General features: G+C 71.5%; 18 protein-coding genes. 14 read left to right on the forward strand and 4 right to left on the reverse strand.

The features are described from left to right. Positions 1 to 625: 625 nt before the first annotated feature. From QZ772_RS06070 to QZ772_RS06095, 6 genes are all read left to right on the forward strand, one after another. Complete coding sequence (locus tag QZ772_RS06070; protein WP_295524024.1) at positions 626 to 2,224, forward strand: NAD(P)/FAD-dependent oxidoreductase; 1,599 nt, start codon at positions 626 to 628, stop codon at positions 2,222 to 2,224. 72 nt (positions 2,225 to 2,296) lie between these two features. Further along, a complete protein-coding gene (locus tag QZ772_RS06075; protein WP_295524025.1) occupies positions 2,297 to 3,085 on the forward strand; it encodes a cyclase family protein in 789 nt (262 codons plus the stop codon). Between the two features lie 157 nt (positions 3,086 to 3,242). Then, a complete protein-coding gene (gene tcuA, locus QZ772_RS06080; protein WP_295524026.1) occupies positions 3,243 to 4,700 on the forward strand; it encodes an FAD-dependent tricarballylate dehydrogenase TcuA in 1,458 nt (485 codons plus the stop codon). Next, positions 4,687 to 5,874, forward strand: coding sequence for a tricarballylate utilization 4Fe-4S protein TcuB (gene tcuB / locus QZ772_RS06085; protein ID WP_295524027.1), 1,188 nt, complete (start codon positions 4,687 to 4,689; stop codon positions 5,872 to 5,874). The genes tcuA and tcuB overlap by 14 nt, the downstream gene beginning before the upstream one ends. Before the next feature lie 41 nt (positions 5,875 to 5,915). Continuing rightward, positions 5,916 to 6,914 (forward strand): tripartite tricarboxylate transporter substrate binding protein, encoded by a 999-nt coding sequence (locus tag QZ772_RS06090; RefSeq protein ID WP_295524028.1) that lies wholly within the window; start codon positions 5,916 to 5,918, stop codon positions 6,912 to 6,914. Between the two features lie 68 nt (positions 6,915 to 6,982). Continuing rightward, positions 6,983 to 7,939 (forward strand): LysR substrate-binding domain-containing protein, encoded by a 957-nt coding sequence (locus QZ772_RS06095; protein WP_295524029.1) that lies wholly within the window; start codon positions 6,983 to 6,985, stop codon positions 7,937 to 7,939. Between the two features lie 3 nt (positions 7,940 to 7,942). Here the strand turns inward: QZ772_RS06095 and QZ772_RS06100 are convergent, their stop codons facing one another. Together QZ772_RS06100 and QZ772_RS06105 are read right to left on the reverse strand one after the other, a co-directional pair. Next, positions 7,943 to 8,584 carry a DUF1109 domain-containing protein gene (locus tag QZ772_RS06100; protein WP_295524030.1) on the reverse strand — a complete coding sequence of 214 codons (642 nt, stop codon included), beginning with the start codon at positions 8,582 to 8,584 and terminating at the stop codon, positions 7,943 to 7,945. After that, a complete protein-coding gene (locus tag QZ772_RS06105) occupies positions 8,581 to 9,138 on the reverse strand; it encodes a sigma-70 family RNA polymerase sigma factor (protein WP_017761004.1) in 558 nt (185 codons plus the stop codon). The genes QZ772_RS06100 and QZ772_RS06105 overlap by 4 nt, the downstream gene beginning before the upstream one ends. 182 nt (positions 9,139 to 9,320) lie before the next feature. On the opposite strand from QZ772_RS06105, the gene QZ772_RS06110 reads away from it, so the two are divergent. From QZ772_RS06110 to QZ772_RS06125, 4 genes are read left to right on the forward strand one after another with little or no spacing between them, the layout of a single operon-like run. Further along, complete coding sequence (locus QZ772_RS06110; protein ID WP_114803784.1) at positions 9,321 to 9,611, forward strand: DUF2282 domain-containing protein; 291 nt, start codon at positions 9,321 to 9,323, stop codon at positions 9,609 to 9,611. Positions 9,612 to 9,629: 18 nt separating this feature from the next. Then, on the forward strand, positions 9,630 to 10,484 hold the full coding sequence (locus QZ772_RS06115; RefSeq protein WP_295524031.1) for a DUF692 domain-containing protein: 855 nt from the start codon (positions 9,630 to 9,632) through the stop codon (positions 10,482 to 10,484). After that, positions 10,481 to 11,326: a DNA-binding domain-containing protein gene (locus QZ772_RS06120; RefSeq protein WP_295524032.1), complete on the forward strand. Its 846-nt coding sequence runs from the start codon at positions 10,481 to 10,483 to the stop codon at positions 11,324 to 11,326. Before QZ772_RS06115 ends, QZ772_RS06120 begins: the two co-directional genes overlap by 4 nt. After that, positions 11,323 to 11,808, forward strand: a complete 486-nt coding sequence (locus QZ772_RS06125; RefSeq protein ID WP_295524033.1) for a DoxX family protein — start codon at positions 11,323 to 11,325, stop codon at positions 11,806 to 11,808. The genes QZ772_RS06120 and QZ772_RS06125 overlap by 4 nt, the downstream gene beginning before the upstream one ends. A gap of 26 nt (positions 11,809 to 11,834) precedes the next feature. Here the strand turns inward: QZ772_RS06125 and QZ772_RS06130 are convergent, their stop codons facing one another. Next, entirely contained in the window at positions 11,835 to 13,226 is a 1,392-nt protein-coding gene (locus QZ772_RS06130) for a diguanylate cyclase (RefSeq protein ID WP_295524034.1), read from the reverse strand. 192 nt (positions 13,227 to 13,418) lie between these two features. On the opposite strand from QZ772_RS06130, the gene QZ772_RS06135 reads away from it, so the two are divergent. From QZ772_RS06135 to hpaI, 3 genes are all read left to right on the forward strand, one after another. Further along, positions 13,419 to 14,411 (forward strand): tripartite tricarboxylate transporter substrate binding protein, encoded by a 993-nt coding sequence (locus tag QZ772_RS06135; RefSeq protein ID WP_295524035.1) that lies wholly within the window; start codon positions 13,419 to 13,421, stop codon positions 14,409 to 14,411. A 50-nt stretch (positions 14,412 to 14,461) separates the two neighbouring features. Continuing rightward, the gene (locus tag QZ772_RS06140) at positions 14,462 to 15,772 is read left to right on the forward strand and encodes an aminotransferase class III-fold pyridoxal phosphate-dependent enzyme (RefSeq protein ID WP_295524036.1); all 1,311 of its coding nucleotides are present in this window, start codon (positions 14,462 to 14,464) and stop codon (positions 15,770 to 15,772) included. A gap of 124 nt (positions 15,773 to 15,896) precedes the next feature. Continuing rightward, entirely contained in the window at positions 15,897 to 16,700 is an 804-nt protein-coding gene (gene hpaI, locus QZ772_RS06145; RefSeq protein WP_295524037.1) for a 4-hydroxy-2-oxoheptanedioate aldolase, read from the forward strand. Here hpaI and QZ772_RS06150 read toward each other — a convergent pair. Next, positions 16,694 to 17,668 (reverse strand): LysR family transcriptional regulator, encoded by a 975-nt coding sequence (locus QZ772_RS06150; protein WP_295524038.1) that lies wholly within the window; start codon positions 17,666 to 17,668, stop codon positions 16,694 to 16,696. The genes hpaI and QZ772_RS06150 overlap by 7 nt on opposite strands. 116 nt (positions 17,669 to 17,784) lie before the next feature. On the opposite strand from QZ772_RS06150, the gene QZ772_RS06155 reads away from it, so the two are divergent. Then, positions 17,785 to 18,792, forward strand: a complete 1,008-nt coding sequence (locus QZ772_RS06155; RefSeq protein ID WP_295524039.1) for a tripartite tricarboxylate transporter substrate binding protein — start codon at positions 17,785 to 17,787, stop codon at positions 18,790 to 18,792. Positions 18,793 to 18,805: the final 13 nt, after the last annotated feature.

The raw sequence follows: 18,805 nt of genomic DNA on the forward strand, positions 1-18,805 counted from the left end.
TACCTGTACCTGCGCCTGTGCCTGTGCCTGTGCCTGTGCCTGCACTCTGCGCCGAAGCGTGCTCACTTGCCGTCCTGGCTGGACTCCTTCCCCCACTGGGGGAAGGCAGGGATGGGGGCCAGTGCGCCGTTACGGTTGGTGTGCAGACAATCCCTGCCTTTTTGATGCCCAACGCGCGTCTCCACGCGCCGGCGCTGGGCCCAGGGCGCGCGGGCGATTTCGGGGTCGGCGAGGCGCGCAGGATGGACGGGCTGCAGGCCTGCCGAAGGACAGGCCTGCTTCGTGATCTGACTCGCGGCGTTTGTCTGAGCGCAGCGCGGAGCGCGTAGCGAGTTATGCCGCGTGCCCGTCCATCCGAGCACCGCAGCGGAGTCGGCCCGCAGGGCCGACCGACCCCGTATGAACCCGCGCGCCCTGGGCCCGGCGCCGGCGCGCACCCCATGCCCGGCACCGGCGCGCACCCCGGCCCCCCCACCGAGCACACGGAACCCGCCGCCCTCTGAACACCTCGTTCATGGCAACTGCGAGAGACCCGACAACCGAGCCACAAACTTCCGTCGCGATTCGGATAGCCACCCGCCCGAACCGGATAGCCCCGAACGACAGCCAAGGCAAAGATGCCCCCATGGCAAGCCCCGCAACCTCAGCCCCAGACGACGTGCTGCTCATCGGCAGCGGCATCAACGGCCTCGTGTGTGCCGCCCTGCTCGCCCGCAAGGGCCGCAAGGTGCGCGTACTGGAGCGCGAGGCCACGCTCGGCGGCTGCATCCGCACCGACGAGCTGACGCTGCCCGGCTTCCAGCACGACACGCTCTCCACCGCGCATCCGCTCTTCCTCGTCGGCCCTGCCTACGCAGCCCTCGGCAAGGCGCTGCACGAGGCGGGCCTCGCCTACTGCAACACCGACAGCCCCACCGGTGTGCTGATGCCCGATGGCCGCCACCTGGTCCTGTCCACCTCGCGCCAGCTCAACCGCCAGCGCATGGAAGCGCTGCATGCCGGCGACGGCGCGGCCTTCGTGCAGACGCTGGAGGGCATGGCCGAGCGCGCCCCACTGGTCTTCTCCTTGCTGGGCAACGAGCTGTGGAAATTCGACACCGCCCGCACCCTTGCCGGCGCCGCCTGGAAGGACGGCCCACATGCCTTGGCCGGCTTCTTCGGCGAAGCCCTGACGCCCGCCCGGCCCTGGCTGCAGCAGCGCTTCGGGTCGGACCTGGTCGGCGCGCTGCTTGCGCCCTGGGTACTGCATTGCGGCCTGGGGCCGGACTCTCCACTCTCCGCGCTGATGGCGCAGGTCGTCGCGTTCACGCTGGAGGCGGTGGGCATGCCGCTGGTCCAGGGCGGCAATGCCAACACCGTGCGCGCCTTCGAGCGGCTGATCCGCGACGCCGACGGCACGCTGGAGACCGGCTGTGATGTCGAACGCATCCTGGTCGAACGCGGCCGCGCCGTCGGCGTGCGGCTGGTCGGCGGTCGCGAGCTGCGGGCCGGCGAGGTGGTGGTCAGCGCCACGCCCACGCAGCTCTACGGCCGCCTGCTGGCGCCCGAGCACATCCCGCCCGAGATCGCCGGCCAGGCCCGTCAGTGGCGCTACGGCAAGGGCAACATGCAGATCCACCTCGCGCTCTCCGAGCCGCCGCAGTGGCCGGATCGCGCGCTCGACAAGGTCGGCTACCTGCACCTGAGTGGCGGGCCGGACGCCATCTCGCGCGCCGTCAACGAGGCCGAGCGCGGCCTGCTGCCTGCCGCGCCCACCATCTGCGTCGCACAGCCCACCGCGCTGGACCCGAGCCGAGCGCCCGAAGGCCGGCACATCCTGTGGATCCAGCTGCCCGAATGCCCGCGCGAGCCCGTCGGCGATGCGGCCGGCGAACTGGAGGTGCCGCCCGGCGGCCAATGGACGGAGACACTGCGCGAGGCCTATGCGGACCGCGTGATCGCCCAGATCGCCCGCCACGCGCCCAACCTGCCCGGCAGCATCCTCGGCCGCGCCGTGCTCTCGCCGGCGGACCTGCCGCGCCTCAACATGAACCTGGTGGGGGGCGACCCGTATGGCGGCGACTGTGCCCTCGACCAGTACTTCCTCTGGCGCCCCCTGCGCGGGCTGCGCAACCACGAGACCCCGGTCGCCCATCTCTGGCACATCGGCGCCTCCACCCATCCCGGGCCGGGACTCGGCGGCGCGTCGGGTGTGCATGTGGCCCGGGCCCTCGGGGCCCTGTGACGACTGCATCCGCGGCCCCCTTCCCTCTTCATCCCTTCCCCGCTCGCACTTTTCCCCACGGAGCCCACGACCATGACCGCCTCCCTCGCCCAGTTCGCCCAGGACATCGCCACCGGCGCCCTGCGCGTCGTCGACCTGACGCAGACCCTGTCGCCCCGCTTCCCGGCCCTGCAGTTGCCGCCGCAGTTCGGCCAAGTGTGGGCCTTCAAGATGGAGCGCATCTCGCAGTACGACGAGGCCGGCCCCGGCTGGTACTGGAACAACTTCTCCTGCGGCGAGCACACCGGCACGCACTTCGACGCGCCCGCGCACTGGATCACCGGCAAGGACCATCCGGCCAACACGGTGGACACGATCGACCCGAGCGTGTTCATCGGCCCGGCCTGCGTGATCGATGCCAGCGCCCCGGTGGCCGACAACCCCGACTGGCTGCTCACCGTGGATTTCCTGCGCGCCTGGGAAGAGACCCACGGCCGCATCCCGGCCGGCGCCTGGGTGCTGCTGCGCACCGACTGGTCCCGGCGCATCGACGACCCCGCCGCCTTCGTCAACATGCGCGAGGACGGCGCCCACACGCCCGGCCCCACGCAGGAGGCCGTCGAATGGCTGATCGGCGAGCGCAACGTGCGCGGCTTCGGCGTCGAGACCATCAACACCGACGCCGGCCAGTCCTATGCCTGGCCGATGGCCTACCCCTGCCACACACTGATGCATGGCGCCAACAAGTACGGCCTGCAGTGCCTGAAGAACCTCGACCAGTTGCCGCCCCAGGGCGCCATCGTGCTGGCCGCGCCGCTGAAGATCGAGGGCGGCTCGGGCAGCCCGCTGCGGGTGCTGGCGCTGGTGGGCGCCGACCACTGAGCACGCCGTCGCCGGGCGGGGCAGGCGGTCATCTCGCCGCGTGATACCCCCATGACTGCGCCCCCCTGCACCGCGGGCGTCCTGCTTCCTAAAGTGCGCCTCGTCCGGCCCGTCTCCGCGGCCGGCGAGACCCCACCAAGGAAGAGACAGTCCCACGATGCAACCCGACGTGCTCGTCATCGGCGGCGGCAATGCCGCGCTGTGCGCCGCGCTGATGGCGCGCGAGGCCGGCGCCAGCGTGCTGCTGCTGGAGGCCGCGCCCCGTGCCTGGCGCGGCGGCAACTCCGCCCACACCCGCAACCTGCGCTGCATGCACGACGCGCCGCAGGACGTGCTGGTCGAGGCCTACCCGGAAGAGGAGTTCTGGCAGGACCTGCTCAAGGTCACCGGCGGCCAGACGCAAGAGCCGCTGGCGCGGCTGGCCATCCGCCATTCGGGCCACTGTCGGCCCTGGATGCGCCGCCACGGCGTGCGCTTCCAGCCGCCGCTGTCGGGCGCGCTGCATGTGGCGCGCACCAACGCCTTCTTCATGGGCGGCGGCAAGGCGCTGGTCAATGCCTACTACCGCAGCGCCGAGGCCCTGGGCGTGCAGGTGCGCTACGAGGCACCGGTCGCGCAGCTGGAGATCGAGGACGGCCGCTTCGTGGCCGCCCATACGGCAGCGGGCGAACGCATCGCAGCCCGCAGCTGCGTGCTCGCGGCGGGCGGCTTCGAATCGAACCGCGACTGGCTGCGCGAGGCCTGGGGCCGCAATGCGCGCGGTGAATTCCCCTCCGACAACTTCCTGATCCGCGGCACGGCCTACAACCAGGGCGTGCTGCTGCGCCACCTGCTGGACGCGCAGGGCGCCGACCGCATCGGCGACCCGACCCAGGCCCACATGGTGGCCATCGATGCCCGTGCACCGCTGTACGACGGCGGCATCTGCACCCGCATCGACTGCGTGTCGCTGGGCGTGGTGGTCAACCGCGAGGGCGAACGCTTCTACGACGAGGGCGAGGACTTCTGGCCGAAGCGCTATGCCATCTGGGGCCGGCTGGTGGCCATGCAGCCGGGGCAGATCGGCTACTCGATCATCGACAGCCAGGCCATCGGCCGCTTCATGCCGCCGGTGTTCCCGGGCGTGAAGGCCGACAGCCTGCCGGCGCTGGCCACCCAGCTGGGCCTGCCGGTCGAGGCCTTCATGCGCACGCTGGAGGCCTACAACGCCGCCTGCCGTGGGGGCCGCTTCGACCACACCGTGCTGGACGACTGCCGCACCGAGGGCCTGACACCCGCCAAGACGCACTGGGCCCGGCCCATCGTGCAGGCGCCGTTCTACGGCTATGCGGTGCGGCCGGGCGTGACCTTCACCTACCTGGGCCTGCGCACCGACGACACCGCGGCCGTGCGCTTCGGCGGCGTGCCGAGCGACAACCTTTTCGTGGCCGGCGAAATGATGGCCGGCAACGTGCTGGGCAAGGGCTACACCGCGGGCGTGGGCATGAGCATCGGCACCGCCTTCGGCCGCATCGCTGGCCAGAACGCCGCCCGCGCCGCCCGGCAGCAGCCGCCACGCACCCTGGCGAACGTGATCGCCGACGACAAGGAAAGAGACACCCATGCAAGCGCTTGATGCCATGGTCAACGAGGCCCGGCAGCTGGCGCTGGGCGAGGTGGTGCCGGTGCCGGCCTCCACCGCCGCCGAGGACGAGGTGGCCCGCCAGCTGCAGATCTGCAATGCCTGCCGCTACTGCGAAGGCTTCTGCGCCGTCTTTCCGGCCATGACGCGGCGGCTGGCCTTTCCGGTGGCCGACGTGCACTACCTGGCCAACCTCTGCCACAACTGCGGCGCCTGCCTGCATGCCTGCCAGTACGCACCGCCGCATGCCTTTGCCGTCAACGTGCCGCAGGCGATGGCGCGGGTGCGGGCTCGCACCTACCAGGACTACGCCTGGCCGCCGGCCCTGGGCCGGCTGTACGAGCGCAACGGCCTCACGCTGTCGGTGGCGCTGGCGTTCGGCCTGGGGCTCTTCCTGGCGCTGGCCGTGGCGCTCAAGGGCGGGCTGTGGCGGGCCGTGCCGGCCGGCGGCCATTTCTACGACCTGTTCCCGCACAACCTGATGGTGGGCCTGTTCGCGCCGGTGTTCCTGTTCGCGGTGCTGGCGCTGACGCTGGGCGTGCGCCGCTTCTGGCAGGCCGTGACGCCGGTGACCGGCGCAGTGGCCGTGAGCGGCCCGGCCGGTGCGGAGGCCGCGGCGGACATCGCGCAATTGCGCTATCTGGACGGCGGCCATGGCGAAGGCTGCCACGAGGCCGACGATGGCCCCACCCTGGCGCGGCGACGCTTCCACCACCTCACCTTCTACGGCTTCCTGCTGTGCTTCGCGGCCACGGCCGTGGCCACGCTGTACCACTATGCGCTGGGCCTGCCCGCGCCCTACGACCTGCCCAGCCTGCCCAAGCTGCTGGGCGCCGTCGGCGGCGTGATGCTGATGGTCGGCAGCGCCGGACTGGGCTGGCTGCACCTGCGGCGCCATCCTCTCCACGGCGATGCAGCCCAGCGGCCGATGGACCGCGGCTTCATCGCGCTGCTGTTCCTCACCAGCGCCAGCGGCCTGGGCCTCTGGGCCGCCCGGGGCAGTGCCGCCATGCCGCTGATGCTGTGCCTGCACCTGGGCGCGGTCATGGCGCTGTTCGCCACCCTGCCCTACGGCAAGTTCGCCCACGGCATCTTCCGCAGCGCCGCACTGCTGCGCTACGCCGTCGAAAAGCGGCTGCCCAACCCGGCCGCGGCCGGCGGCGAATGAGGCCTGCGCCTTCCCCTTTCCAGACCTTGCTCGGAGACACCATGACGACTTCCTCCCACCGCCGCGCCCTGCTGGCGCGCCTGGCCTGCACCGCCCTGGGCGGCGCAGCGCTGCTGCCCGCCCTTCACGCCACCGCCCAGGCGCAGGACTTTCCGCCCCGCAAGCCGGTCACGCTGGTGGTGGGCTTCGCCCCCGGCGGCGCGGCCGATGCCGCCGCGCGGCTGATCGCCAAGAAGCTGTCCGAGAACATCGGCCAGCCGGTGATCGTGGACAACAAGGCCGGCGCCGGCGGCAACATCGCGCACCAGTACGTGGCCGGCCAGCGCACCGACGGCACGGTGCTGCTCTTCGGCTCGGTCGGGCCGCTGACCATCGCGCCGCACCTCATGAAGCTGAGCTACGACCCGTTCAAGGACCTGGCGCCCGTCTCGGGCGGCGTGTACTTTCCCAACGTGCTGGTGGTGCACAAGGGCCTGGGCGTGCACAACCTGCAGGAGTTCGTGGCGCTGGCCAAGCGCAAGAGCATCGACTTCGCCTCCACCGGCGCGGGCTCGGCCTCGCATTTGGCGGGCGAGCTGTTCAACCAGCGCGCAGGCGTGAACATGGTGCACGTGCCCTACAAGGGCGGCGCCCCCGCCCTGCAGGACCTGCTGGGCGAGCGCATCGCCTCGTACTTCGCCGCGCCGCCCACGGCCATGCCGCATGTGGAGGCCGGCACGCTGATCCCGCTGGCCACCACCAGCCTGAAGCGGCCGGCCTACCTGCCCAACATCCCGACCATGGCGGAGTCGGGCTACCCGGGCTTCGAGGCGCTCAACTGGTATGCCTTCGTCGCGCCCGGCAAGACGCCCGCGCCCATCCTCGACGGCTGGAACCGCGAGATCGTCAAGGTGCTGAACGACCCGGGCGTGAGCGAGGCCCTCACCAAGCACGGCCTCACGCCCCAGCCCACCACGCGGGCCGAGTTCGCGGCCTTCATGCGCAAGGAATACGACCAGTGGGGCACCATCGCCCGCGCACGCAAGCTGACGGCGGAATGAGGGCGGGCGGGCAGCCCCTTGTCACGGCGCAGCGACGGCGCACCGGCCGGTGAGGACAATCGCAGCCCATGGAACTGCGCCAGCTGCGTTACTTCGTCCGCATCGTCGAGGCCGGCTCGATGAGTCGCGCCGCGCTGGAGCTGGACGTGGTGCAGTCGGCGCTCAGCCAGCAGGTCTCGCGCCTCGAAGGCGAGCTGGCCACGCGGCTGCTGCAGCGCACGCCGCAGGGCGTCACGCCCACCGAGGCGGGACTCGCCTTCTTCCATGAGGCCAAGCTGACCCTGCGACATGCGGAGCAGGCCGTGCGCTCGGCACAGCAGGCGCGTCTGTCGGGCAGCGTGAGCATCGGCCTCGCACCGACCACATCGGCGCTGCTGGGCCTGCCGCTGATGCAGGCGATGCGCGAGCGCTACCCCGAGGTTCGGCTGCACATGGTCGAGGGCATGTCGGGCCACCTGGCCGCGATGCTGCGTGCCCGCGAGCTGGACATCGCCATCCTCTTCGGCCACCGACCCGACGCGCTGGCACTGCATGAGCCGGCCGGTGGCGCGGGTCGCGGCTGGCAGGTGCTGCCGCTGATGGAGGAAGCGCTGTTCCTGATCCGCTCGGTGGTCCAGCCCGCGCTGCCGCCGCAGGTGGACATCGAGGCGCTGCGCAACGAGCCCCTGATCCTGCCCACCGGCCCCCACGGGCTGCGCAGCGCCATCGATGCCGCCTTCGACCGCGCCGGCATCGCGCCGCGGGTGGCGCTGGAGGTCGATTCGCTGGCCATGGTCATGGCCGCCGTGGATGCCGGCCTGGGCGCCACGCTGCAACCCTGGGCCGCGCTGGGCCGCTATCCGGATGCCGACCGACGCTTCCGCCACGCCCGGCTGGACGCGCCGGTTGCGCGCCGCGTCAACCTGCTGTGCAGCCGGTCCGACGAGGAGCTGGCGCCCGCCGTGCTGGCGGCGCGCGGCGTGGTGCGCGACAGCGTGCGCGCCCTGGTCGAGGACGGCCGCTGGGCTGGCGTCACGCTCGTCTGACGCTCACCAGCGCAGCAGCCGCGGCCCCAGCACGGCCCCGGCGGCCACCGGCAGCAGCATGCCGAGCACGTACCAGGTGGCCAGAAAAGGCGCCGTCAGCTCCGGGCAGTGCAGAGCGTACACCGTGGCGCCCGCGCCGCCCGCCAGCAGGCCGGCCGCGGCCCCCGCGCGGCGCGGCCGCGTGGCGGCCATACCGCGCAGCATCCAGAAGGCTGCCACGAACACGGGCAGCCCGATCAGGCCGATGTTGACCACGCAGGTGCGCCAGGTCTGGCCCATGAGCGCCGGCATGCGCACAGGCTCTGGCATGTCGATCCAACGCCACACGGCCAGCGCCCACAGCAGCCCGACGGCCACCACGGCCAGCCAGCCGGCCCGGCCCGGACGCACGCCGGGGCTGGCCAGACGCCGCACCATCAGCAGCCCGGCGACGGCCACGCACAGCGACACGGCCAGCTTGACCCACAGCATGGGCAGCGCCATCACGCGCCAGAGGTCGCCGCGCACCCCATAGCCCGCCTGCATGAGCAGCAGCGACAGGGGCAGGCTGCACGCCAGCGCCAGCCACAGGCGGCGCGACGCGGTACCAGCGGGCACCGGCGCCGCGTCCTGCGCCAGCAGGTTCACCAGATCGTCGGTCTTCATGCGGCAGCCTCCTTGTCGATGCCGAGTCGGGCGGCCAGAGCCTTGAGGCCGCGGTGCACGCCCACCTTCACGGCCGATTCGGACATGCCGGTCAGCTGCGCCGTCTCGGCCACCGACAGGCCCTGGAGCTTGGTGTGCACGATGGGCAGGCGATGGCGGTCGGGCAGCGTCTCCAGCAGCACCAGCAGGTCGCGGCGCGCCTCCTGGGCGTCAGTGTCCGAGTCGGCCACCAGTTCGAGCGCGTCGTCCAGCGGCTCATGCAGCGCCTCGCGCGAGGACTTCTGGCGCAGGTGGTCGATCAGCTTGTGGCGGGCGATGGCATGCGCCCAGGCCGTCACGGGATGGTCGCGCAGGTAGGTGTGTCGCTGGTTGTGCATGGCGAGAAGGCACTCCTGGACCAGGTCCTCGACGTCGTCGGGCCAGCCGAACAGGCGCCGACGCAGAAAGGCGCGCAGGTGCGCCGCCAGCTCGGACAGGAACTGGCGGTAGGCGGCTGCATCGCCATCGAGTCCCCGAAGGAACAGCGTGCGCAGATGGGCTTCGGCGGTACTCATTCGGACAGGCCTCTTTCCATTCGCCTCGGCGGGCCTGCGGGTTACAGGCGCGGCGCTTTTATTTTTTCGTCGGCGATTGTGCCGCCGCGTAACGGCCGCCGCGCCGGGACGGAACTAGCAGACGGTCGCCGCGATGGCGGTGCCGATTCCGACCTTCAACCCTTTCATCAGGAGCCTTCACCATGACCTCGACCCGCCCCCTCGCCTCCACCGCCTTCCTGCTCGCCGCCCTGGCCGGTGGCATCGCCCATGCGCAGGACAGCAAGCCCGCCGACAACATGGCCAAGATGGAGAAGTGCTACGGCGTCGCCCTGGCCGGCAAGAACGACTGCGCCGCCGGCCCCGGCACCACCTGCGCCGGCACCTCCAAGGTCGACTACCAGGCCAACGCCTGGAAGAACGTGCCGGCCGGCACCTGCACCAGCATGAAGACGCCCAAGGGCATGGGCTCGCTGACGCCGATGAAGTCCTGATCGCCGGGCCGCATCGCCATGCCGCAACCGCCATCGCAGCCCGGCGCGGGCCTGGGCCTCAAGCCGCAGCATTTCGACGAGGCGCTCACCGCCGATGCCGAAGGCCTGTGGTTCGAGGTCCATCCCGAGAACTACATGGTCGATGGCGGCCCGCGCCTGGCCTGGCTGGAGCGCATCGCCGCGCGGCATCCGCTGTCGCTGCATGGCGTGGCGATGTCGCTGGGCGGCACCGAGCCGCTCGACGCTGCGCACCTGCGGCGCTTCCGCGCCCTGGTGGACCGGTTGCAGCCGGTTTTGGTCTCAGAGCACCTGGCCTGGTCGCGGGCTGGCGGCCGCTACCTGCCCGACCTGCTGCCCGTGTTGCGCACCGATGCCTCGCTCGCACGCATGGCCGATCGCGTGGACCAGGCACAGCAGGCACTGGGCCGGCGCCTGGCCATCGAGAACCCCTCGCACTATCTGCGCCTGGACGGCCACACCTGGGCCGAGACGGACTTCCTCGCCGAACTGGTGGCGCGCACCGGGTGTGGCCTGCTGCTCGACCTCAACAATGTCCATGTGTCCTGCCGCAACCTGGGACAGGACGCCGCGGCCTACCTCGACGGCTTTCCCGCCGAGGCGGTGATGGAGTTGCACATTGCCGGCCATTCGCCCGACCCGGTGCATGGCGACGCCCTGCTCGTGGACACCCACGACCGCGCCGTGGCGCCCGAGGTGTGGGCGCTGCTCGGGCGCTTTCTGCGCCGGCACGGACCACGGCCCGTGCTGCTGGAGCGCGACGGCGACGTACCCGCCTTCGCCGACCTGATGGCCGAGCGCACCCAGGCGCAGCAGTGCCTGGATGAAGCGTCCAGGCAGGAGGCCCTGGCGTGAGCGCCCGGCCTGCCGTCGTTGCGCGGGTACGCAAGGCTGGCGACGATGAAGCGCCTCGTGCCAGGACGGGCTGCGCCAGCGACGCCGCCGAGGACTTCGAGCAACTGTTGCACGCCGCCCTGCTGGCACCCCACGCCGAAGGACCGCTGGCCGACCAGCCCGGCCTGGCCGTCTATCGCAACGGCTTGCGCCGCGCCTGCATCGATGCGTTGGTTGCTAATCACCCGGCCACGGCCCGGCTGGTGGGCGAAGACTGGCTGCGCAGCGCCGCCGCGGAGTACCTGCGGCATGAGTTGCCGACCGACGCCAGTCTGCTGCGCTACGGCGAGGGTCTGCCGGACTTCCTGGCGGGGCTGCCTTCGACCGCCGAGATGCCCTGGTTGCGCGCCGTGTGCCGGCTCGACCGTCTGTGGCTGGACGCCCACCAGGCGGCCGATGCGCAGCCGTTGCACGCTGGCCTCCTTTCCACCCTGCCGCACGACGCTCTGGGGCAACTGCGACTGCGCCCCCTGCCCTCGGCCCGCTGGGCGTGGCATGCCGATGCGCCGGCCTTCGCGATCTGGCAGGCCGCGCGGGCCGGCGCAGAGGCGGCGGATCTGGCCGAACTGCCCTGGCAGCCCGATGGCGCCCTGCTCGTACGGCCCGGCGAGGCGGTCGAGTGGCATGCGCTGGACCGCGCCGGCTGCGCCTTCCTGGATGCCTGTGCCAATGGCCAGACGCTGCTCGACGCCAGCGCCCGGGCCGTCGCGGCCGACCCCGGCTGCGCCATCGCCACGCTCATCGGCCAGCTGCTCGGCTGGCAGGTGCTGTGCCTCGATCCCATCTGCACCCACGAACCATGAACGCTACCTCGCTTCCCCCGTCGAACGCCCCGTTGGGAGACCGTCTTGCCGCTTTCGGCCGACGCGCCGCCTGGCATGACGCCCTCGCTCTGATCGACCGCGTGGCCATCGCGGCGATCTTCTGGCAGTCCGGCCGCACCAAGGTCGACGGCTGGTTCCACATCAACGACAGCGCCTACGAGCTGTTCCGCACGGAATACCGGCTGCCGCTGCTGCCGCCTGAGCTGGCTGCGCAGATGGCCGCCACAGCCGAGCACGTGCTGCCCCTGCTGCTGGTGCTGGGCCTGTTCACCCGCCTGTCGGCACTGGGACTGCTGGGCATGACGCTGGTGATCCAGCTCTTCGTCTACCCGTCCGCATGGCCCACGCACCTCTCGTGGGCCGGGCTGCTGCTGTACCTGCTGGTGCACGGCGGCGGCCGCTGGTCGGTCGACGGTTGGCTGCGGCACCAGCGCCGCCATGCACGCTCGAACGCGCCCTGACGTCTAGGGCAGGCACGCTCAGGCCTTCAGATCACCCCTGCGTCGACCACGACGAAGGGCAGCGACTTGTCCCGCTTGGCCCGGTACATGGCAGCGTCGGCCTGGTGCAGCAGGTCGTCGGCCTGGGCCTGCTCCGACGGCGCCGTGGCGAAGCCGATGCTGCAGCCCACGGCCAGTGACTCGCCACCGACATGCACCGGGCTGCGCATCGCCGTGTGGATGCGTTCGGCCACGACCGCCAGCTCCGGCGCCGCAGGACTGGCGCGGTCGAGGAAGAGAACGAATTCGTCTCCGGCCAGACGCGCCACGTAGTCGCCCTTGCGGCAACTCGCCTGGAGGCGCTGCGCGCATTCGCGCAGCACCTGGTCGCCCGCGCCGTGACCGTAGGCATCGTTGATGCCCTTGAAGCCATCCAGGTCGATGAAGGCCACCACCGCCGTTTGGCCCGCGCGGCGCGCGCGGGCGAGTGCACGGTCGAGCTCGGCGAACCAGGCCGTGCGGTTGGGCAGGCCCGTGAGCGGATCGGTCATCGCCAGCACCTCCATCTGGCGCGAGTCGCGCGCCTGGGCGGTGATGTCGTGCATGGTGCAGACGGCACCCAGGCTGTGGCCGTCGGGTGCCCGCAGCGGGCTGGCATTGCAGCTCACCGTGCGCGGCTCCATGCCCGGCGTCCGGATCACGATGGCCTGGCCGCGCACCTTCTCGCCGGCATAGGCGCGGGCCAGCGGCACCCGCTCCGGCGTCAGCAGGGTGCGCCCGTCGGGTTCGCACAGGCCGAAGTAGGTCGGCCATTGCGCAGGCGGCAGCGCCCGGGGGTCGACGCCGTGCCATTCGCGGGCGGTCTTGTTGAATTCCTGCAGCGTGCCGCTGCCGTCGCACGACACCACGCCATCGGGCAGCGCCTCCAGCAGTTCGGCGATGGCGGCGGCGCGGCTCTCGCCCAGGATGCGCTGGCGGCGGCTTTCCAGCAGGTCGGCGGCACGCACCGCCAGGCGCCGCAGCGCTTCACGCTGAACGTCGCCCAGCCGGCGCGGCGCGTGGTCCATCACGCACAGCGTCCCGTAGCGCCAGCCGGCCTGGCCGATCATCGGCATGCCGGCGTAGAAGCGCAGGTAGGGCGCATTCGCCACCAGGCCGTAGTGCGCAAACCGCGGGTCTGCCCGCATGTCGGGGATCTCCAGCAGATCGGAGCGTTCGATGGCGTGGCTGCACACGGCCTGGCTGCGCGGCGTGCCCTCGATCTCCAGCCCGCACCGGGCCTTGAACCACTGGCGCTGCGCGTCCACCAGGGTGACCAGCGCGACGGGCGCTTCGCAGATCGAGGCCGCCAGCCAGGCCAGGTCGTCGAACGCCGCCTCGGGCGGCGTGTCCATGATCTGCAAGTCGGCCAGGGCGCGCAGGCGGCCGGCTTCGGTCATGCCAGGGGTGGCGTCGGTTGTACTCGGCACGTTGCTTCCTCGGGAGTTCGGCCCGCCCATCCTAGCGGGCTTGCTTTGCGGCAAGCGCAACGGAGCATTCACAAGGATGCGCTTGTGGGGTGCCCGGGCCAACCCTAGGATGACCGATCAACGCCGGTCCCCTTGCCACCCTTCACGAACGATCGCACCGCCATGGCTTCACCGAGCGCTCTTCTTGCCCGCCTCATCGGGGCCGCCGCGCTCGGACTGATCGCGCTGCGTCCTGCCGGTGCGCTTGCACAAGAGGCCTACCCCAGTCGCGCGATCACCATGGTCGTGCCCTACCCGCCCGGCGGCGGTGGCGATGCACAGGCGCGGCTGATCGGCCAGAAGCTGGGCGAGCGACTCGGGCAACCCATCGTCGTGGACAACCGCGCAGGGGCGAGCACGGCCATCGGCGCCTCCTTCGTGGCCAAGGCGCGGCCCGACGGCTACACGCTGCTGATGAGCTCGAGTTCGACCTTCACGCTCAACCCGGCGATCCGCAACGCCCTGCCCTACGACCCGATCCGTAGCTTCGAGCCCATCGGCCTCGTGAGCCGCGTCGGGCTGGTGATGCTGACCCATCCGGCGCAGCCGCTTCAAAATCTCAAGGACGTCATCGCCGCCGCCAAGGCCGACCCGGACAAATACGCGTATGCCTCCTTCGGTGCCGGCACCAGCGCGCACTTCGTGGGCGAGATGGCGATGCAGGCCATGGGCATCCGGATGGTGCACGTCCCCTACAAGGGCAGCGCGCCCGCGATGACCGACCTGATCGGCGGGCAGATTCCCATCTCCTTCGACACCGTCACCGCGGCGATCCCGATGGTCAGGGCCGGCAAGGTCCGGCCCCTCGCGATCACCACCGCCAAGCGGTCGCCCTTCCTGCCCGACGTGCCCACCTTCAGCGAGCTGGGCTATCCGTCCGTCAAGCTCGACGCCTGGGGCGCTTTGATGGCGCCGCGCGGACTGCCGCCCGACGTGCATGCCAAGCTGGAAAAGGCCCTTTCCGCGGTGATGGCCGACCCCGCCGTGAAGAAAGGCCTGGCCGAACAAGGCGTCGAGGCCACCTTCCTGCCCTCCGCAGAGACGGCCGCATTGGTCGAGCGCGAGCTCACGTTGATGCGCGCCACCGCCCAGCGGGCCGACATCCGGCCCGAGTGACAGGCGGCGCGCACCGCGTGCCCGCCTTCCATCGACGAGACAAGCTTTCGATGACGACCCCCGCCACAACCTCCGCCACCCTCGATCTGGCGCTCGACGCGCTCAAGACCGACTTCGTCGCCCGCAACCCGGCCAGTGCACGCCAGTTCGAGCAACAGGCCCGCGACATGCCCGGCGGCAACAGCCGCTCGGTGCTGTTCTACGCCCCCTTCCCGCTCACCATGGCCAGCGGCCGCGGCGCGGAGCTGACCGACCTGGACGGCCATACCTACAGCGACTTCATTGCCGAGTACACCGCCGGCGTGTACGGCCACTCGGCACCCGAGATCCGCGAGGCCGTGCTCGCGGCCATGGACAAGGGCATCAACCTCACCGGCCACAACCTGTACGAAGGCCAGCTGGCGCGGCTGCTGTGCGAGCGCTTCCCGCAGGTCGAGCGGGTGCGCTTCACCAATTCGGGCACCGAGGCCAACCTCATGGCCATCACGGCGGCCCTGCATTTCACCGGCCGCCGCAGGATCGTGGTGTTCACCGGGGGCTACCACGGCGGGGTTCTGGGCTTCGGCGCGACGCCGGCGCCGACGACCGTGCCCTTCGACTTCCTGGTGCTGCCCTACAACGACGTCGAGCGCGCACGCTCGGAGATCCGTGCCCAGGCTTCCGAGATCGCCGCCGTGCTGGTCGAGCCGATGCTCGGCGCCAGCGGCTGCATTCCCGCGGCGCCCGGCTTCCTGGCCGCGTTGCGCGAAGCCACCTCCGAAGCGGGCGCCCTGCTCATCGCCGACGAGGTCATGGTGTCGCGCCTCGCGCCGCAGGGCCTGTTCATGCAGGCCGGCATCCGCGCGGACATCACCACACTCGGCAAGTACATCGGCGGCGGCATGTCCTTCGGGGCCTTCGGCGGACGGGCCGACATCATGGCCCTGTTCGATCCGCGCGGCGGTCCGTTGCTGCATTCGGGCACGTTCAACAACAACGTGGTGACCATGGCCGCCGGCCATGCGGGGCTGACGCGCCTCTATCCGCCGGAGGCGGCGGCAGGACTGTCGGCCCGGGGCGAGTCGCTGCGCCAGCGCCTCAACGCGCTCTGCACCGCGAGTGGCGTCGCCATGCAGTTCACCGGCGTGGGGTCGGCGATGAATGCCCACTTCGTGCGCGGGCCGGTGGTGCGTTCGGAAGACGTGGCGGCGGCCGACCCGAGGCTGCGCCAGCTGCTCTTCTTCCATCTGCTGGCGCAGGGCATCTACATCTCGCCGCGCGGCTTCATCGTGCTGTCCCTGCCGGTGACGGACGAGGCCATCGAGAAATTCGTGGCGGCCGTCGACCTCTTCATCCAGCGTTACGCAAGCCTGCTGGCCTGACGACACGCCCTTCGGCCTGGCCGCCTACTTCTACAGCCAGGACGTGCGGCGCACTGGCGTGTGCCCGATGCGCTCGAGGCAGGTATCGTCGGCATCGATGACGAGACCAGAGAAAGACTTCGCCATGAGCAATCCCTTCAAGAACGCCCTGGCCGCGCGCCAGGCCCAGGTCGGCCTGTGGCTGTCGATGGCCGATTCGTACGCGGCCGAGGCCTGCGCCACGGCCGGCTTCGACTGGCTGCTGATCGACGGCGAGCATGCGCCCAACAACGTGCTCAGCATCCTGCCGCAGCTGCAATCGGTGGCGGCCTACCGCAGCCATCCGGTGGTGCGGGCGGTCAACGGCGACACCGCGCTCATCAAGCAGTTGCTGGACATCGGCGCGCAGACGCTGCTGGTGCCCATGGTGGACACGGCCGAGCAGGCCGCGGCGCTGGTGTCGGCCACGCGCTATCCGCCCGAAGGCATCCGCGGCGTCGGGGCCGCGGTGGCCCGGGCCTCGCGCTGGGGCGGACGGCGCGACTACCTGGACGAGGCGAACGACGAGGTCTGCCTGCTGGTGCAGGCCGAGACCCGCACGGCGCTGCAGAACCTGGAGGCCATCTGCGCCGTCGATGGCGTGGACGGCGTCTTCATCGGCCCGGCCGATCTGGCGGCCTCGATGGGCCACCGCGGCAAGGCCGGCCATCCCGAGGTGCTGGCGGCCATCGACGACGCGATCCGCACCATCGTCGCCAGCGGCAAGGCCGCCGGCACGCTGACCAGCGACGCCACACTGGCCTGCCGCTACCTGGACCTGGGCGCCACCTTCGTGGCGGTGGGCTTGGACATCACGCTGCTGGTGCAGGCCACCCGCAGGCTGGCGGCCGACTTCGGCCGCGGCGAAGGCGTGGCCGCGGCGCCCGCGCCGCACACCGGCCCCTACTGAGCGGCCGGACCGGCTGCACCTTCGCCGCCACCCGCGGCCCAGCGCACCAGGTGCGCCAGGACCGTGGCCGCCGCCTCCGAAGCGGGTCGTCGCGGATGCAGGCAACCGATGGGCGCCGGCGCGCCCGGTACATCGATGGGCAGCCGGTGCAGCCGGCCGGAGGCGACGAAGCGGTCCATGTGGCTGCCCAGCCCCAGGTACAGCAGCCGCAGCTCGCACACCAGCGCGACGCCGAGCGCCAGCGTGCGCGTGCTCACCCGCGCCACCGGCGGCGGGGCACCGAGCGTGTCGCACAGCGCCGCGAAGGCCGCGTGCGGCGGCGAGCCCTCGGGCGGCAGCAACCAGGTCTCCTTGGCGCAGCGTTGCAGGTCCACGCCGCGGCGTCGCGCCAGTGGATGGTCGCTGGCGCAATAGACGCCCATGCGGTCCGTGCGCAAGGGCGTGAAGTCGTGGCCCGCCGGCACCTGCACCGAGGCCCGGCACAGCACCAGGTCGGCCGCGCGGTCCTGGCACACGGCGGCAATGTCGGCGGCCTCGATCTCGCGGTAGTCGAGCCACAGCGCCGGCTGGGCGGCGCACACGGCCGGAAGTGCCGGCGCGGCGATGGCCGTGCTGGCCGCCGCAATGCCGGCGATGCGCACCAGTCCGCCGGCCCCCTGCGCAAGGCGGGCCGCATCACCGGCCAGCAGGTCGAACGCGTCCAGAGCGCGCCGCAACGCCGGCAGCAGCAGCGCGCCCTCGCGCGTGAGGCGCACGCCACGCGCGTGGCGGTCGAAGAGGGTGAGGTCCAGCAGCGCCTCGACCCGGTTGAGCGCCTCGGTGGCCGAAGGCTGGCTCATGCCCAGGTCGGCAGCGGCCTTCTGCATCGCCCCCAGCTCGGCCATGCGTACGACCAGTTGCAGTTGCCGCGGACGGGCGTAGTGCAGCAGACGGCGGGCGAGGGAGGCGGCGGCATCGGCGGCGGACATGGGCGGAGCGGATTCCGATATAGGAGAGCCCTATAGCTTAGGCCCAGCCGTGGGTTGCTGCCTGGACAGGCGGCGCCAAGAATCCGCCCGCACATCCCTACGCCGGAGACAACCGCATGCAGACCTTCCAACCCCGCGCCCAACCCAGGCTCGCCCGCCGCACCCTCCTCGCCCGCGCCGCCCTGGGCACGGCCCTGGCCCTGTCCGGCGGCCTGGCCGGTGCCCAGACCTATCCGGCCAAACCGGTCAGCCTGGTCGTGCCCTTTCCGGCCGGCGGCGCCACCGACACCGCCACGCGGCTGGTGGCCCAGCACCTCGGCCAGGTGCTCGGCCAGACCGTGGTGGTGGACAACGTGGCCGGCGCCTCGGGCGCCATCGCGGCGCAGAAGGTGGTCCGTGCCGCGCCAGACGGCTACACGCTGCTGGCCGGCACCTTCAACGAGGTGGCGCTCGCGCCCATCGTCACGGCCGGCACGCCCTACAAGCATCAGGACCTTGCGCCCATCGGCGAGATCGGCGTGACGCCCTTCGTGCTGGTGGCCAATCCGAAGCTGCCGGCCAACTCCATCGACGAGCTGCTGGCCCTTGCACGCCAGAAGCCCGGCACCCTCAACGTCGGCGTGCCCGGCCTGGGCACGCTGCAGCACGTGGCCACGGCCATGTTGGCCAGCCAGGCTCGGGTGAGCTGGCTGACCGTGCCCTACAAGGGCGCCGCGCCGCTCAATGCCGACCTGCTGGGCGGTCAGGTCGACCTCGCGGTCGTCACGCTCCCCTCGGCCATCGGCTACATCCAGGACGGCAAGATGAAGTCGCTGGGCCTGATGAGCCTGCAGCGCGACGAACGCGCCAAGGACATCGCCACCATCAACGAAGGCCGCGAGATCAAGGGCTTCACCACCGACGCGTGGCTGGGACTGCTGGCGCCGGCCAAGACGCCGGCGGCCGTGATCACGACCATGAATGCGGCCCTTGCCAAGACCCTGGCCATGCCCGAAGTGCGCGACGGGCTTGGCAAGCTGGGCTTTCGCGTGCAGCCCGGCACGCCGGCGCAGTTCGGCGAGTTGATGACCCGGGAAGACGCCCGCTACCGCAAGCTCGCCGCCACGGTGAAGCTCGACCGCTGAGAACGACGCCGAG

This window comes from uncultured Pseudacidovorax sp. (genome assembly GCF_913773995.1).
Lineage (GTDB): Bacteria > Pseudomonadota > Gammaproteobacteria > Burkholderiales > Burkholderiaceae_C > Xenophilus.